A 16,405-nucleotide genomic window follows, 5' to 3' on the forward strand; every position below is an offset into this window, starting at 1 on the left:
ATAAATTAGTAATACAATCTCCAAAAACTAGGGTCAATGTTAAAGCAAAACGGAAACATGAGGATAAAAATCTTCAGAAGCATCTTTGCTGCTGTAAACTTAGCGCTAATTTGTGGAGGATTAGTTAGTTGTGTTGTTGAAGCACCACAGCCACCTGCTGCAACTGAGCAACAAAAACCAGTCGTACAAACTACCCAAAAGCCTAACCAGACAAAGAAAAAGAACAAAGATGACGATGATAAAAAAGATAGCGATCGCAAGGATGATAAAAAAGATGACGATAACGACTAAATAAAGGCAAAGCTATCACCTTTATCCTTTCCTTTGAGTGGACTGACATTTATGCTTATCCAACAAACTTCTACTTCCCTAATCGATACTTTACGCCACCGACGGCAACAACTAGCCAACCTGATTGATTTTCCCGCAATTCTATGGTCGGGTAGCAACAATCCGCGCAACTTTCCCGCAAATCCCTTTCCGTTTCGTGCTAGCAGTCATTTTCTCTACTTTGCCGGACTGCCATTATCAAAAGCGGCAATTCGTCTAGAAGCGGGTAAGCTAGAGTTATTCATGGACAATCCCTCACCCAGCAGCGCCCTTTGGCATGGAGAAATGCCAACGCGCGACGAAATAGCCCTGCATATTGGGGCGGATGTGGCTCGACCAATGGCAGAATTAGAGTCTTGGGTAGAAGATGCCGCCACACTTGCTGTACAAGATGCAGCTACTTGGACGCAGCAATCGCAGCTATTAAATAGATGGATTTTACCACAAAGTCCTCCTCAAGGAATTGACTTAGAGTTAGCTAAAGCGATCGCTTCCTTACGCCTCACCCACGATGAAGCTGCATTAGCCGAGTTACGAAAAGCTGCTGCACTCACCGTAGATGCACACAAAGCTGGTATGGCTGCAACACCTAAAGCCAAACTAGAAGCAGAAGTTCGCGCAGCGATGGAAGGGGTAATTATTGCTCACAATATGACCACCTCTTACAACAGTATTGTCACTGTTCACGGTGAAGTTTTGCATAACGAGCAGTATCACCACCCCCTACAACCAGGCGACTTACTGCTTGCCGATGTTGGTGCTGAAACCGAGACGGGCTGGGCAGGTGATGTAACTCGCACGTGGCCAGTTTCCGGTAAATTTTCATCTACCCAGAGAGATATTTATGATGTCGTGTTGGCCGCCCATGATGCTTGCATTGTCAAAATACAGCCTGGTGTAGAGTATGGGGATATTCATTTGCTAGCTGCTACGGTGATAGCTGAAGGTTTAGTAGAGTTAGGCATTTTACAAGGAAATCCCCAAGATTTAGTAGAAATGGATGCCCACGCGCTGTTTTTCCCTCATGGTATTGGTCATCTACTGGGTTTAGATGTCCATGATATGGAAGATTTGGGCGATTTAGCTGGGTATGAAGAGGGACGTGAAAGAAGCGATCGCTTTGGCTTAAGCTACCTCCGTTTAAATCGTCCCCTGCGTCCAGGAATGTTAGTCACAATTGAACCTGGTTTTTATCAAGTACCAGCAATTTTAAATGATCCTAATGTGCGTTCAAAATATCACAGTGTGGTGAATTGGCAGCGTTTAGCTGAATTTGCTGATGTACGCGGAATCCGCATTGAAGATGATGTTTTAGTTACCGCAGAAGGCAGCGAAGTTTTAACAGATGCGTTGCCGAATGATGCCGATACTGTAGAAAATCTAGTCAATGGCTGAGTTAATACTTATGCAACAAAGGTGCAGGTCGATGCAACAAAGGTGCAGGTCTATACAACAAAGGTGCAGGTCAAGTGTGTGTATACCGTAGCCCTGCAAGGGAAGGTGATTTTAGGCACTTCTAGATCCCCCCTAACCCCCCTTAAAAAAGGGGGGAACCGGAGTCAAAGTCCCCCTTCTTTAAGGGGGATTTAGGGGGATCTCAAAGTATTTGCTACCAAGAAGAGGACTTGTTCATTCATCCTCTTAGCTTTGCAGAACTCTTATTCCCGTAAACCCAGGTGATTTTGTAACGCTTGGCGCATCACTTCTACAGGCACTATTTCCTGCTGCAACCAGATTTTCAATGCTGCTACCCCTTGTTGAACTAGCATTTCTAATCCATCGATGGCAATCGCACCTTGTTTTTCAGCGTGCTGTAGAAATTGCGTTGGTTTAGGAATATATATTAAATCGTAAGCGATCGCACCCGTTGGTAAATTTGCTGTTTCCTCTACACTCAAAGGCGACTGATCGACTTTGGGATACATCCCTATAGGAGTTGTATTTACCAACAAATTTGCTTGGGGAATGAGCTTTGGCAATTCCTCCCATTGATGAACCTGGAATTTATCAGCTAGGGGTGAATTGCTCCAACTGTTGCGGAATTCCTGTAATCTCTGCATATTGCGCCCAACAACATGAATTTGGGCAAAACCTAGCTGAATACAACCTGCTACAACTGCTCTAGCTGCACCACCATTACCTAAAATTACCGCGACTTTCTGACTCCAATCTTGTTTATATGTTGTCTGCAAAGGGGCGATAAATCCTTCTATATCTGTATTTGTGCCTACCCATTTGTGATTTTGGCGGCTAACAGTATTTACTGCTCCGATAGTTTGAGCCAGGGGGGTAATTTCTGAGAGTAGGGGGATGATTGCTTGTTTATGAGGTATTGTGACACTAAAGCCGACAACACCAATAGCGGCAAAACCTGCGATCGCCACCTCTAAATTCTGTGGTTCGATGGGAAAAGGCAGATAAATGTAATCTAATTCTAATTGGGCGATGTCTTCTCTACGAGAGGCTTCTCTTTCAGAGACGCTAACGCGAACGCCAACGACGAGCTGCGCTAACGCAGCATTATGCATCACTGGCGACAGCGAATGTTCCACCGGATGTCCAATGACACCTAGTAGTTTAGTTTTGCCTGTAATCAATCTTTCTTTAGTCATTTGTCATTTGTCCCTCATCTTTGCACTCCCTCACCTAGCCTACAATTATTAGAAGCTCCTTAACATTTCTTTAAATCATGCAGGCAACTACAGCCCTCTCTACAACTCCAACACCTGGTAAATATTGGCAGTGGCGCGGGCACAACGTTTACTATGTGCGTGCGGGAGAGAAACAAACGCAACGTCCGCCCTTGCTTTTGGTACATGGATTTGGTGCTTCTACAGACCACTGGCGCAAGAATATCACAGGATTGTGTCAAGATTTTGAAGTATTTGCGATCGACCTTTTGGGATTCGGGCGATCGGCAAAACCAAAATTGCAGTACAGTGGCGACTTGTGGCGCGACCAACTCCACGATTTTATCAACGAAGTAATTGGTCAAAAAACAGTATTAGCAGGTAATTCTCTTGGTGGTTATGCTTGCTTATGTGTTGCAGCACAACGTCCTGGTAGCGTAGCTGGTTTAGTGTTACTCAATAGCGCTGGCCCCTTTAGCGAAAGCCAGCCGACATCTGAACCTGAAGCTCTGCAAAGCGAAATTCAGCCACCCAAAAAACCCTCTGCTTTAGAGAAACTTTTGGGTGATTCGGTTAAGTGGATTTTTCAACAACCTTTAGCTCAATTTGTGTTATTTCAATACGTGCGACAACGTTGGGTAATTCGCCAAACTTTAGAAAAAGTATATCTTGATAAAAGTGCGATTACAGACCAATTAGTAGAAGAAATTTCTCGTCCTGCGTTCGATCCGGGTGCGTTGGATGTATTTGTTTCAGTTTTTAGTAGTCCTCAAGGGGAAAAAGTTGATGTGCTGTTGAAGCAATTAAGTTGTTCTTTATTGATGTTATGGGGAGAAGCCGATCCTTGGATAAATGCTAGAGAACGTTCTCAAAAGTTTCGTCAATATTGTCCTGAATTGACAGAGCATTTCTTAACAGCAGGTCATTGTCCCCATGATGAAGTACCTGATAGAGTAAACCAACTTTTACGCGATTGGGTTTTGTCTAAGTAAGTGGGCATGAATAATTAAAAGTTTGTAGTAAGCAGTTCCAGCCACTTACTACAAACAAGCTTATTTAAAAACGTAAGATTTAATTTCTTGCTCGATTTGGTCACTAATAATTTCAGTTCCCATAGCAATTTTATCGAGGTTAACCCTGACAAAATTTGTTTTGTCTTCTTCTGTAAACTTTTTATTATTATCCGAGTCTTTAATAATTTTTAGAAAAATTGCATTTTGACTTGGAACAACAACCCAACTGATTATTCGAGTATTATTTGGGGTAATTTGCTGTAAATTCTTACCTGATAAATCAGAAAGATAACCAATAGTAGCATCTTCGCCGTTGAGTTTTTTATCTGTATTTGTATCTTGGTCAATGATTTTATATAACCAAACTCTTGTGGTTGGTTTGTTTGCTGTTTTGACCTCCAATAAATCGAAGGAGGTGATAATGGCTTTTTTATTCAATAAAGGATGAGCTTCACCATTTTGCTTTTGATAAAATATGATGTTATACAATAATTGATTACTTCTTTCATAAGAACGTGAAAGTTTTAAATCAATTCCTTTATCTTGATTCTGCTCTGGAAGAGTAACGGGAATCATCAGATAATCTGATTGTTCTTTAATGATTAAATCCCCATAGACAAGATTTGGTTGTGGCTTCGGTTTCTCGGTTGCCTTTGCCTGTTCTGCTTTTCTGTTAACAGCAGACTTACAGGAAAAAGAAAGGGTCGCTATAATAAGAACTGTAGTGATTTTATTTAAAAAGCTATAATTTTTCATCAAATTCTCCTAGCAGATATGTTGCTGTCCTATTTTATTCTCTGCTGGAGAATTAGCCACAGTCTTAATTTGAGTTTATATTGTACAAAACAAGCCCACATAAATGGGCTTGTTTTTTTTTAGCAAAATAAGTGAAGTACCCTAACCAAAAGGTTTTGGGTTTCTTGGGCACATTAACTGTTTTTTGTTAATGTTATCCTAGTCTCACAACTAGCTCCTCAAGCGTGAATTCCGGCACTACCTGCCGTACTTATAAAATTATATCACAGTAAAATACCAAAAACCTGGTCGGGGTTGACCAGGTTTTATCGAGTTTACAGATTTCAAATTGTTAAACTAATTAACTAACTGAAGGTTAATAACTAAGGTGGACTAAAAAACTAACAAACTCAGCATTCCCGCGTTTTTCCGCTTTAGGATTTGGCTTTGCCTTCTAAATTAGGCTTTTTGCCACTTATATAATATTTGATATGCTGAAATTTGCTTGGGCTGATGACAAGGAGACACTAAGCCATTGACCCTTTTTGTTTGGTTTGGTTTTGTTTGGTGTCCTACTATTTAAGTTATCACTTAGTTTGTGAGTTGAAACCCTTGGTTTACTAAAGTTGACGTTTTGTTAGATTTTGCAATCTAAAGCTAGAAATTTTGTCTAATGCTTGTTCAGGATAACGCGCCCCTGTGATATCTGACGACAAGCTGCTGCGCGTCTACGCATTTGTTTGCGGTTGAGCAATTAACCAGGCTAAAACTAACTGAGCAAGGATACAATTATCAAGAAGGGCTATAGGACGTAGTTTTTCTCGCGCTTGTTGAGCATGTTCAAAGTTTTCGCCTTGAAACAGTTTATTCTTATAAAGCTTCAGCAACAATTGGCTCAAAGTGTCGTTCACCATATAGTTCAGCAGTATTAATTGTCGTGATACCAGCTTGATAAGCGGCTCAGATGGTTTTAATCGAGTCAGCATCTTCAATTACCACCCACATTCTTTTACCAGCTTGCCAAGTTCCCATTAGGATGGGTGTGGTTTTGACTTCAGTTGTACCTAGCGTCACCGAACAGCCTCTCGTAGACATCGCTTTTCTATAACTGTTTCCTAATTCATTACCTTGGACAGGTTGATACTTTATCAGTCTTAGCTTCAAATTAAATCAGAGTTACAGTAGATGCCGATGGAATTGACTACAACTTTTCATGCTCTCAAAGAATGGGCAGTTGCCATAAATGCCTTGGAAAGTGGCAAAACAATTATGTTGCTCCGCAAAGGCGGTATCCATGAACGAAATGGACATTTCCAAGTTGCCCACAAGCAAATTTTGCTTTACCCCACTTATGAACATCAACAAGCTTTCATGTTGAAACCTGAGTATGCCAATAGTGTCTATCCAGTAACATCAGGCTGGCATCCTGAAACAGTTCGCATCGGCAGTTGGGCTGAAATTACAGATATTTTGCCAGTTAGTGACGAGTCTATTGTTAACACCTTGCTTCCCTTCCATATTTGGAACGACCATTTTATTAGCGATCGCCTCAAATGGAAAGCACGTCAGCCTCTTTATATTCTCCTCCTGCGGACTTATAACCTACCGCAAGAGCAAGAAATTTCCTATTACGCCAAATACGCTGGCTGTAAGTCATGGATTGATTTAGATCAACCAATTCACTTGCAAGCAGGAAAACCAGTTTTATCTAACTTTGCATACACCCAACTAGTAGAGACAATTCGCGGGATTGTCGGCGATAAGTTGTATGCTCCATCCTTCTAATAACCCAACTTCCTGCCCAGATCCCCTATTCAGCATCTGTATACTTTTAGAAGTCGGGGATCTGGGTCTTGCGTATATCTGAGGTAATTAGTTGCCTTTGGTTACAGTATCTCCAGGCCCAGCGGTGACAATTACCAGATTTTCTGGCTGAATTAAATCTTCAATTGCCTGTTGCATGTCAGCCATAGTAACCGCTTGAATCCGCTGGGGAAACTCTCGGATTTCTGACCGTGAAAGCCCCAAGACCGCATTATCCAAAATGATACTTGATACATCACTGGGATTAGCTAAATCCACAGGGTAGCTATTGGTAATTGAGCGTTTTGCTGTGTTAAATTCAGCCTCAGTCACTCCTTGCTCGCGCAACTGTTTGAGTAAAGCGAGAGTACTGGCGATCGCTTTTTGGGCATCAAGAGGAGCAGTTTGCATTTGAATCAAGAACGGGCCAGGATTGATTCCGGCGGCAAAACCACTATATATACCATAGGTTAGACCTTGGCGATCGCGCACTTCTGTACCCAGGCGGCTGGCTAAGGTATCACCACCCAAAATTTGATTTAGCACCAGTGCCGCATAATAACGTGGATCTTTCCGAGAGATGCCACTGTAGCCGATGTAGGTAACAGCCTCAGATTTACCAGGAATTACTTTGTTTAGACGTGTCAAAGTTTGCCGTAATGGTACAGACTGTATTTTGAGAACAGGTGGCTTACCTGTGGCTTGCCATTTACCAAACACCTGATTCAGCAAAGCTTTTACCTTAACTGAATCAAAGTCTCCAACTATTGCGATCGTTGTGGTATCCGGTCGGTAGTGTGTCTGGTAGAAGCCCAGCAAATCATCACGGGTAATGCTTTTTAAACTCTCGGCTGTAGGAAAGCTGTGGAACGGATGGTTTTCAGGGTAAATTGCCTGCTGGAATACTTGTCGTCCCAGTCCTTTCGGGTCATCTAGCTGGACTTTCAGACTTGTCAGTGCCCGCTGGCGACTCAGTTCTAACTGATCGGCTGGGAAAGTGGCCTTTTCTAACACATCTGCCAGAGTTTGAATCAATATCGGCATATCTGCTGAAAGTCCCTCACCGCTAACATTAGTTCCCTCGCGGCTAGCGCTGAAGCTCAAACCGGCTCCCCGATCTTCTAAGGTTTTTGCTAGAGTCAGAGCATTTTTAGTCTGCGTCCCATTCATTAAGTTGTTTGCAGTCAAATTCGCTAATCCAGCTTTTTGATTGCCGTCAAATTCACTACCAGCGTTAATTTGTCCACTCAGGTTAATGGTGGGAAGGTTGCGATCGCGCAAAAGCAGAACCTTCAAACCATTATTTAAGGTAAACTCTTCTGGTAGCGATTGTTTAGCTGAATCTGTCGCTGATGTGGCAGGTGGCAGATATTTCGCTAGTTCTGCCGGATCTACAGGCTTACCAGGGCTGAAATTTTCCACTGTGCGACTAGAACCAGCGCTAGAAGTCCCTGGTTTACCATCTGGTTGAGTCGGCTCAAAGAAGCCGATGGTTTGTTGAGCCGGATTCAGGTAAGTTTTCGCTGCTTGCTGCACTTGAGCAGGGGTGACTTTAGCGATCGCAGCCAGATACCTTTCAATAAAACGATAATCCCCTGCGATCGTTTGGTTATACCCCAGTTGATTAGCCTGACTAGTAATATCTTGATTCCCCAAAATATACGAGGCTTGCAGTTGCGTCTTCGCCCGGTTCAACTCTTCTGAGGTAACAGGCTGCTCTTGCAATTTTAGTAAAGATTCCTGGAGTACCTGGGCAATTTTCTCCAACTCTTGACCTGGAGCCGCCGTAGCATCAATTTCATACCAACCCGGTTCGATGAGTTCGGCAGCACCGCCACTCACTGAACTAGCGAGTCCAGATTCCACCAAAGCCTGGTAAAGCCGAGAACTACGTCCACCTGTGAGAATAGCATCCATCAAATCAATTGCTGGAACATCAGGATGTTTGATATCTGGCAGAGGATACACTGCTTGCAATAGTGCTGCACTTCCAGGTTGCTTGAGGACAATCGGTGCTTTTTTAGCAACAGGGGTAGACGGGGAAGCGTCAGCAATGGAAGAAGATGCCGAGGAACTATCAATTGCTCTCCTGGCATTATTGACTACCGTGTCCTTTTTTGCTCGTTGCGATAACTTACCAAAAGTTTCTTGAACAACTTTGAGTACAGGTTTTGTGGCAAAATCCCCGGTAATCACCAACGTGGCATTTTCTGGGCTGTAATAGGTTTGGTAATAATTCCGCACCTGCTCCACCGTGAATTTCTCTACATCAGCTTTTGTACCTCCCACCGATAAGCCATAGGCTCGATTGGGGAAAGCAGCTCGCATCACTGCCCGACTCAGACGATAGCCTGGTGAATTTTCGTATCCCTGTAACTCGGAGATCACCACCCGCTTTTCACTTGTGAGTTGTTCAGTCCCAACTAAGGAGTTTTCCATGCGATCGGCTTCTAGTGTCAGCAGTGCTTCCAATCTGTCTCGCTGCACTGTGCCAAAGTAAGCTGTTTCGTCATAACTAGTAAAAGCATTGAACTGGCTACCCAAGGCACTAAACAACCGTCCAAACTGTACTGGACGGTCATTTGTACCTTTGAACATCAAATGTTCTAGCTGGTGAGAAATACCATTCTCTCCCTTAACCTCGTTGCGTGAACCAACTTTATACCAAACCTGCACACTCACCACTGGAGCGGTATGAACTTCTTTGGTTAGTACCGTTAAGCCGTTGTCTAATACCGTTTTTTGCACGCCTTGGGTGAATGAGAGAGCAGAGACAGGTGTGACTGCTGTTGGTGTTGCAGCATTAGTGAAATTACCTGACAAGGGCACGACAGTTAAAAGAAGGCTGAGGAAAAATCCTAGAAGCATGTATGATCGCCGTTTCATAAGCAATACAAAATTTCCAAGTTTCAAATAAAACCCCAAAGGGTATTTCAAAATCTAAATCTAACTCAAGTTGCTAGTACACTGTGGCGGAAGTTTGCCTACTTTTAACTAGTTGCTCAAGCAATTTGTTTGGTTAATTGAGATAGTCGCTGGATTTACGCCGTTAAATCTACTGAGTGTAATAAGGTTTGCAGATAAAACTTTTACAGAATATCAGAAATTATTGCAAGTATATTAAACCTCTTGCAAAAGTCCCCTAACACTCCACCCCCAGCCCCTCCCCGCTCTTCGGGAGGGGAGACTTTGACGTAAGTCAAAGGCGGGGTGGGGTGCTTTTTTTGATTTATGCAAGAAGTATATTAACAACCTTTACAATGTGTTCCATTTGACACGATTTTCGGAATATCATTTTTTTAAATTGGTATTAGACCTGTTGTCATCCCATATAAAGCAGGTGTCTCGGTCAAACTAGCAATAACTTTTTAAGATATGCAAACCACAAACTTAATTGGATCGTTCACATTAGGTATGCTGTTAACAGCAATACCTGTATTATCGGCTAAAGCCTCGGAAGCAGTACCGAACTTGTACCAGCTTCAATGCAAGAATATTAGCATTACGTATTCAACCACAAGCTTTGGTGGTAAGCCCCTTTTTACCTATAAAGATAAGCAACAGATATTAAACTTTCAAGGTACTGATGAGATCCGTAGTGTAGAAACAGAAATTGGTACACTAGTAACTGTAACTATCCGTAAGACAGTAGATACAGGCAATACCGTGTTTACCTTGATCTTACCCCGCATAAACCTTGGAAAAAGCAACTCAGCGCCAGTTGAAATTAAGGGAATTACAACAACAAACCTCTTTTCTGTGATTCCTAAATTCAACCAGGGGCAAAGACAAACTTATACGACAATCCATTTGACTGGTACAGCCGAAGCTGTCGCGTTTTAACTACACAAGAAGGATAAAGATTTAAACTTCTTGCTCGCATCGGGAAAAGCGGTAATACTATTCGGTTAAGAGGATGTTTTAAAAGTGTTCGGCTGTAATTTTAGGCACTTCTAGATCCCCCTTAACCCCCCTTAAAAAGTGGGGAACCGGAATCAAAGTCCCCCAATTTATCGGGGGATTTAGGGGGATCTAAAACGTTTTGCTACCGACCAGAGAACTTTTAAAACATCCTCTAAGACAAGACGCGATGAATCGCCGTCTCTACAATAATCATTCCTTCGTAGAGAGAGTGATTCATCGCATCTTTAGCGTTCTAGAATTCTCATCAAAAAACCTTAACCAAACCGTATTGAGGGTGAAGGTAAATAATTGTTTGCCTTCACCATTATCACTTAACTTTTTGTCAAGGTTAATATCGCGTTATTTATGAAATAGATGATAATTTAAATTAAGTAAAGTTTATTTTTATGTAATTTTTAATTTAAAGATTATCAATACTTTTGAGATGCATTTTAAAAGTAAGTAATTTAGGCGATCGCTCTTTTGAAGGGTAAATCTTGTAATTGTTTGTGTTCGCAAACTTCTTATCATTTCATAATTAATATTTGCTTAGAGTAATGATTTAATTTTAACTCATCTATTAATATTGAGACTCACCCTCTGATTGCAGATAAGAGAGTAGAACGAAACCCAGCCCTACTATCTCAATTAATTTATGAAGATTATTGAACAAAACCAGCATCGGCTCCTTTTGCGTTTCCAAAAATCGCTTTGGGGTGTATTCATCATTAGTATAACTTTGATTCCATTTGGTCTTTTCCTTTGTTTATTGGGGTTGGTACTCCAGCGTGCTGATTATCCTGGAATCATCGCCGTAGTAAGTGGATGCGTAATGGTTGCAACCAGTCTATATACAATAATTGAAGATACAGAAATTACTACTTACACTTTTGATAAAGTAAAAAATTCTATTCTCTGGGAAAGACGAAATCGATTCAAAATTGTACACACAAAATCTGTTGAGTTTCCCTGTCATCTTATTTCAGGTATTGAAAACTTTTTGTGTAAATTGATTATTGATTCAGTTAGTTTAGCCTCCTAGAGTGGGCAATGCCCACCCGACAAAGTTGCTAAACTTCAACATCCAAAGCACGCACCAAAAAAGCCCATTTATCTGCGGCTTCTTCGATAATTTTAGCCGTGGGTTTACCTGCACCATGTCCGGCTTTAGTCTCAATTCTAATTAAAATTGGCGCATCACCTGCGTGAGCTTCTTGCAAAGCGGCAGCAAATTTGAAACTATGAGCAGGGACAACGCGATCGTCATGATCGGCTGTGGTAATTAAGGTTGCTGGGTAAGCTGCATCTGGTGTGATGTTGTGTAATGGCGAATAAGCATACAGCACCGGAAACTCTTCTGGATTATCTGCTGAACCATATTCGGAAGTCCAAGCCCAACCGATGGTAAATTTGTGGAACCGCAACATATCCATCACACCGACTGCTGGTAAAGCTGCACCAAACAAATCGGGACGTTGCGTTATACAAGCACCGACTAATAAACCGCCGTTACTACCACCTGCGATCGCTAGCTTCTCAGTCTTAGTATACTTGTTAACAATCAACCACTCAGCAGCCCCAATAAAGTCATCAAAGACATTTTGCTTTTTATCCTTCATTCCTGCTTGATGCCATTCTTCGCCGTATTCTCCACCGCCGCGGATATTGGGCATAGCATAGACACCACCCATCTCCATCCACACCAATAGACTCACAGAAAAGCCAGGTGTCATTGAGGCATTAAAACCGCCATAAGCATAGAGATAAGTCGGGTTATTTCCATCTAATTTAATACCCTTTTTGTGCGTAATAAACATTGGTACTCTAGTACCATCTTGGCTCTGATAAAAGACTTGTTTTGTCTCATAATCATCAGGATTAAAATCTACCTGTGGTTGACGGAAAAGCTCACTTTTTCCTGTCACTATGTCGTAGCGATAAATAGTGCCTGGTATAGTAAAGCTGGTAAAACTATAAAAAGTTTCAGTATCATAACGCTTACCACCAAAACCTCCGGCTGAACCGAGTCCGGGTAGTTCTACCTCTCGAATAAACGCACCTTTGAGGTCAAAAATTTTTATTTGGCTGTGAGCATCTTTGAGGTAATCAGCAACGAACTGATTATTAAGTATACCAACGCTTTCCAAAGTTTCCACAGATTGGGGAATGATTTCTCGCCAATTTTCTGGCGCAGGGTTTTTCGTGTCAATCGCAATAACTCTTCCCCGTGGTGCATTTAAATCTGTGCGAAAATAAAAAACGTTATCATCATTGTCTATAAAGCTATAATCTGCCTCAAATTGGTTAATTAGTTCTATGACTTCCGCATTAGGGTTAGTTAAATCTTTGGAGAAAACCAAATTTTTAGAGTCAGTACCTAGCCAAATTGAAATTATGAGATAGCGTCCATCTTCAGTAACGCCACCACTAAAACCCCATTCTTTTTGGTCAGGACGATGATAAATTAGTACGTCTTCTGATTGAGATTTCCCTAGTTGATGATAGTAGAGCTTTTGATAATAGTTGACATCTTCTAATTGAGTTTTTTCATTTGGTTCATCGTAGCGACTGTAGAAAAAACCTTGATTATCATGTGTCCAAGATGCTCCAGAGAATTTAATCCACTTGAGGTGGTCTTGGAGGTCTTCACCAGTTTCAACATCGCGTACTTTCCACTCTTGCCAATCAGAACCAGAGGAGGATAGACCATAAGCTAAAAGTTTACCATCCTCGCTAATCGACAATCCCGAAAGAGCAACAGTGCCATCTTCTGAGAGTTTATTGGGATCGAGTAAAACTTGGGGTTGGTCGTCGAGGGTTTTCAAGGTGTAAAGGACACTTTGATTTTGCAGTCCGTCATTTTTGAAATAAAAGTAGCGTTCGCCTTCTTTAAAAGGAATACCGTATTTTTCATAATCCCAAAGTTTGGTGAGGCGCTGTTTAATTTTTTCCCTAGCAGGAATTTCACTCAGGTAGCCAAAAGTAACTTGATTTTGTGCCTCAATCCAAATTCTTGTTTCTTCGGAGTCAGGATCTTCTAACCACCGGTAAGGGTCTGCGACTAAGGTACCGTGGTAATTATCAGCTTGATTGCTCTTATAGCTGGTTGGGTAAATGAGAGATTTTTTAGAAGAAGGCATAATCTTAGGTCAAAGTGCTTCTTTACATACTACAAAGATAGTACCCAAGACTTGGATGGATACACTCTAATTGTTCTCAAAGGGAAAGCCCCGGCTTCTGACGGGGCTAATACGTGCTATGTTCATTTCTAGAACAATTGTACTATAAAAACTGGTATCAGCTTTAATGCAGGTAGAAGCGTGTACAGTTTTCCTTAAAATCGAAGTCTTTTGGTTGATTTAGTTAACGAGTTTCTCTCCTTTGAGCATCCGCGCCGCGGCTTCAAGTAGAGCTTCTTCGAGATATGGCTTGGTAAAGTAGCCACTAGCACCGAGTTGAGCTGCAATTTGTCTGTGTTTGTCTGCACCCCGCGAGGTGAGCATTGCGATCGGTAAGTGGTTAAGGTTAGGGTCTTTCTGGATGCGAGAGAGTAATTCCAGCCCATCGCAACGAGGCATTTCAATATCGCAAAATACGATATCGCAAGGCAGACCGGAGCGGAGTTTATCCCAAGCTTCCTGACCGTCACGCGCTTGTTCTACGCGATAACCTGCTTTGTTAAATGTCAGGGATAGTAATTCTCGGACTGTAATTGAGTCATCCACAATCAGGACTGTCGGGTCAATCTTCGCGGGAGAGGTATCTGGGGGAGTGAGTTTTTGTTGCCAAGAATTTTCACCAGTTTGTGTAGAAATCCGTCCCTGGAAGATGTCAATTATTTCTAGCACGTCAGCAATGGGCATAATCCGACCATCACCCAGGACTGTAGCACCAGCTACACCAATGGGTTTAGGTGCTGGCCCTTCAAATTGCTTAATTACAATTTCTTGTTCGCTTAACACCAAGTCAATCTGTAGAGCAATCAGGGTATTTGCCGATCGCACCACAACCACAGAAACCATATCATCATCTCTGGTGCCGCCATAGACATTACCGCGACTGATTTGGCGATTGAAGGTTAACAGTTCCTTCAGAGGTCGGAATGGCAGCACTGTATCACGCCAGGAAATAAACGATTGCCCATTGTCATCGTGCTGAATATTTTTGAGTGGTATATCCAGCGTATCTTCTACACCGTCCATCGGGAAGGCTATTCTGGCTCTATCGGAGACGCAGCAGAGAGCTTTACAAATACTCAGAGTCAGTGGTAAACGAATAGTAAAGGTGGTTCCCTTCCCGATCGCAGAATCGGTGTTAACTGTTCCCCGAATTTCGCTAATCTCAGAGCGCACTACGTCCATACCCACACCACGACCGGAAATTTCATCAGCTTGGTCTTTAATCGTAAAACCAGACTGGAACAGCAGATCGTAGACTTCCAGACGAGACATGGCTTTTGCTTGCGCTTCTGTAATCATGCCAATCTTCACCGCCTTAGCCTTAACCCTTGCGGAATCGATGCCTGCGCCATCATCGCCTACAGATAGGATCGTTTGGTTGCCTTGGTGGAAGGCACGGATAGTAATGATTCCCACGATTGGTTTACCAGCAGCTTGCCTTTCTTCTGGCGTTTCAATACCGTGAGCGATCGCATTATTCAGCATGTGAGTCAGCGGATCGGTAAGATGATCCAAAATCATCTTGTCAATTAAGGTATCGCCACCTTCGATCACCAACTCTACTTGTTTGCCACACTTGATGGCGTTGTCGCGCACTCCTCGCCGCCAGCGATCGATAGTTTGAGCAAAAGGCACCATTCGCGCTCTAGTTAATCCCTCTTGTAACTGGGTGGTTACTTGGCGGAACTGCCTTGCTACTCGTTCGGTTTCTTCGGTAACAAAATCAATGTCACTAGCTGACTCACGCACTCGTACAATGCGCTCAATCATCTGCTGTGAGAGTGTGTGGAAGGGAGTAAAACGATCCATTTCTAGCTCGCTAAAACCCCTATCAGCATTGAAATCAGGGGCTTGTAAGCCGGGTTCTTTCTTTTTGCGTCCGGCTAACAGAGACGCTTCCAGTAGCGATCGCTCATACAACTCCTGCATCCTTGCGCCCACATCCGAGAGTTGTTGTACCTGAATCAGCAAGTTATCTAATGACTGTCGCAGTCGTTCATGATCCTGCTCTAAGGTATTACGGTTTACCACCAACTCCCCAACTAAATTACTCATATCGTCCAGTTGTTTAACTGGAACCTTCATTGTTTCTTCAAATCTCGCAGCCCGACGAGTAGAGGGGGGGGTAGTTTTGTTGGTGTTCGATTTTACTAGAGGAGAATGGGATATTGTTTGATTTGCTTCTGCCAGCAACTTCTCCAAGTCACCAAATTCATCTTTTATGGCTGGTGATGGAATAGGATTTTTAGCTAAGACTGGTTGAGTGTTGAAGGGCTGGCGTTGGCGTAGCCCGTCGTAGACATCGCTGTTGTTATCTGTACTTAGCAATTCTTCCAGGGCAGTAAAATCTACTTCTGGTATTTTCTTAGCTTTGGGGATGGGTGCTACTTCCTCTCCTAGTAATGCTGCCAAGTCTGCAAATTCATCTTCTGGAGCAACTACTTCAATGGTTTCTGTAAACAATAAATCATTTTCAAAAAGGGTGTTTTCTGTGAATTCAAAGGTAGTTTCTAAATTATTATTTTCCTCACTATCTAAAACTTCTGGTCTTGTCTGGGCTGAATCTGAAGTTTCCCCAAAACTGAAATCTAAAGAAGTCTGTGATAGTTCATCCACAGTATTATCTGTGGTTTCCATCTGAATATAGGTGGAGTGATCTGTCGCTACATCTTCAAACAGCAGTTGGTGATTTTCATCTTCAGAGTCGAACAAATCACCTGGCTGTGCTTGGGCTAATACGGAATCTGAAGTTTCTCCAAAACTGAAATCGAAGGAAGTTTCTGATAGTTCATCCACAGTATTATCTGTGGTT

The 16,405-nt window shown here is 42.4% G+C and carries 11 protein-coding genes and 1 pseudogene; 6 read left to right on the forward strand and 6 right to left on the reverse strand.

The genetic code is table 11. The features are described 5' to 3' along the window. Positions 1 to 57 precede the first annotated feature (57 nt). Together V7K62_RS19960 and V7K62_RS19965 are read left to right on the forward strand one after the other, a co-directional pair. Positions 58 to 291 carry a hypothetical protein gene (locus V7K62_RS19960; RefSeq protein WP_334867028.1) on the forward strand — a complete coding sequence of 78 codons (234 nt, stop codon included), beginning with the start codon at positions 58 to 60 and terminating at the stop codon, positions 289 to 291. A 51-nt stretch (positions 292 to 342) separates the two neighbouring features. Next, positions 343 to 1,725 (forward strand): aminopeptidase P family protein, encoded by a 1,383-nt coding sequence (locus tag V7K62_RS19965; protein ID WP_334867030.1) that lies wholly within the window; start codon positions 343 to 345, stop codon positions 1,723 to 1,725. 263 nt (positions 1,726 to 1,988) lie between these two features. On the opposite strand, the gene V7K62_RS19970 is transcribed toward V7K62_RS19965, so the two are convergent. After that, positions 1,989 to 2,942, reverse strand: a complete 954-nt coding sequence (locus V7K62_RS19970) for a shikimate dehydrogenase (RefSeq protein ID WP_334867032.1) — start codon at positions 2,940 to 2,942, stop codon at positions 1,989 to 1,991. Positions 2,943 to 3,019: 77 nt separating this feature from the next. On the opposite strand from V7K62_RS19970, the gene V7K62_RS19975 reads away from it, so the two are divergent. Continuing rightward, positions 3,020 to 3,952, forward strand: coding sequence for an alpha/beta fold hydrolase (locus tag V7K62_RS19975; RefSeq protein WP_334867036.1), 933 nt, complete (start codon positions 3,020 to 3,022; stop codon positions 3,950 to 3,952). A 60-nt stretch (positions 3,953 to 4,012) separates the two neighbouring features. On the opposite strand, the gene V7K62_RS19980 is transcribed toward V7K62_RS19975, so the two are convergent. Both V7K62_RS19980 and V7K62_RS31600 read right to left on the reverse strand, forming a co-directional pair. After that, positions 4,013 to 4,729 carry a hypothetical protein gene (locus V7K62_RS19980; protein ID WP_334867038.1) on the reverse strand — a complete coding sequence of 239 codons (717 nt, stop codon included), beginning with the start codon at positions 4,727 to 4,729 and terminating at the stop codon, positions 4,013 to 4,015. Positions 4,730 to 5,581: 852 nt separating this feature from the next. Beyond that, positions 5,582 to 5,803, reverse strand: a pseudogene (locus tag V7K62_RS31600) (aldo/keto reductase); the annotation flags it as partial. Positions 5,804 to 5,893: 90 nt separating this feature from the next. Between V7K62_RS31600 and V7K62_RS19990 the strand changes: the two are divergent. Then, a complete protein-coding gene (locus V7K62_RS19990; protein WP_334867040.1) occupies positions 5,894 to 6,493 on the forward strand; it encodes a DUF1802 family protein in 600 nt (199 codons plus the stop codon). Between the two features lie 87 nt (positions 6,494 to 6,580). Here the strand turns inward: V7K62_RS19990 and V7K62_RS19995 are convergent, their stop codons facing one another. Continuing rightward, positions 6,581 to 9,379: a M16 family metallopeptidase gene (locus V7K62_RS19995; protein WP_334867042.1), complete on the reverse strand. Its 2,799-nt coding sequence runs from the start codon at positions 9,377 to 9,379 to the stop codon at positions 6,581 to 6,583. Positions 9,380 to 9,886: 507 nt separating this feature from the next. Here V7K62_RS19995 and V7K62_RS20000 point away from each other — a divergent pair. Both V7K62_RS20000 and V7K62_RS20005 read left to right on the forward strand, forming a co-directional pair. Next, a complete protein-coding gene (locus V7K62_RS20000; RefSeq protein WP_334867044.1) occupies positions 9,887 to 10,354 on the forward strand; it encodes a hypothetical protein in 468 nt (155 codons plus the stop codon). A 715-nt stretch (positions 10,355 to 11,069) separates the two neighbouring features. Continuing rightward, positions 11,070 to 11,456 (forward strand): hypothetical protein, encoded by a 387-nt coding sequence (locus V7K62_RS20005; protein WP_334867046.1) that lies wholly within the window; start codon positions 11,070 to 11,072, stop codon positions 11,454 to 11,456. A 28-nt stretch (positions 11,457 to 11,484) separates the two neighbouring features. Here V7K62_RS20005 and V7K62_RS20010 read toward each other — a convergent pair whose 3' ends face one another. Together V7K62_RS20010 and V7K62_RS20015 are read right to left on the reverse strand one after the other, a co-directional pair. Continuing rightward, the gene (locus V7K62_RS20010) at positions 11,485 to 13,554 is read right to left on the reverse strand and encodes a prolyl oligopeptidase family serine peptidase (RefSeq protein ID WP_334867048.1); all 2,070 of its coding nucleotides are present in this window, start codon (positions 13,552 to 13,554) and stop codon (positions 11,485 to 11,487) included. A 219-nt stretch (positions 13,555 to 13,773) separates the two neighbouring features. Continuing rightward, the coding region (locus tag V7K62_RS20015; RefSeq protein WP_334867050.1) for a hybrid sensor histidine kinase/response regulator at positions 13,774 to 16,405 on the reverse strand (2,632 nt) is incomplete at its 5' end.

The sequence above is a fragment of the Nostoc sp. genome (assembly GCF_036917935.1).
Classification (GTDB): Bacteria; Cyanobacteriota; Cyanobacteriia; order Cyanobacteriales; family Nostocaceae; genus Nostoc.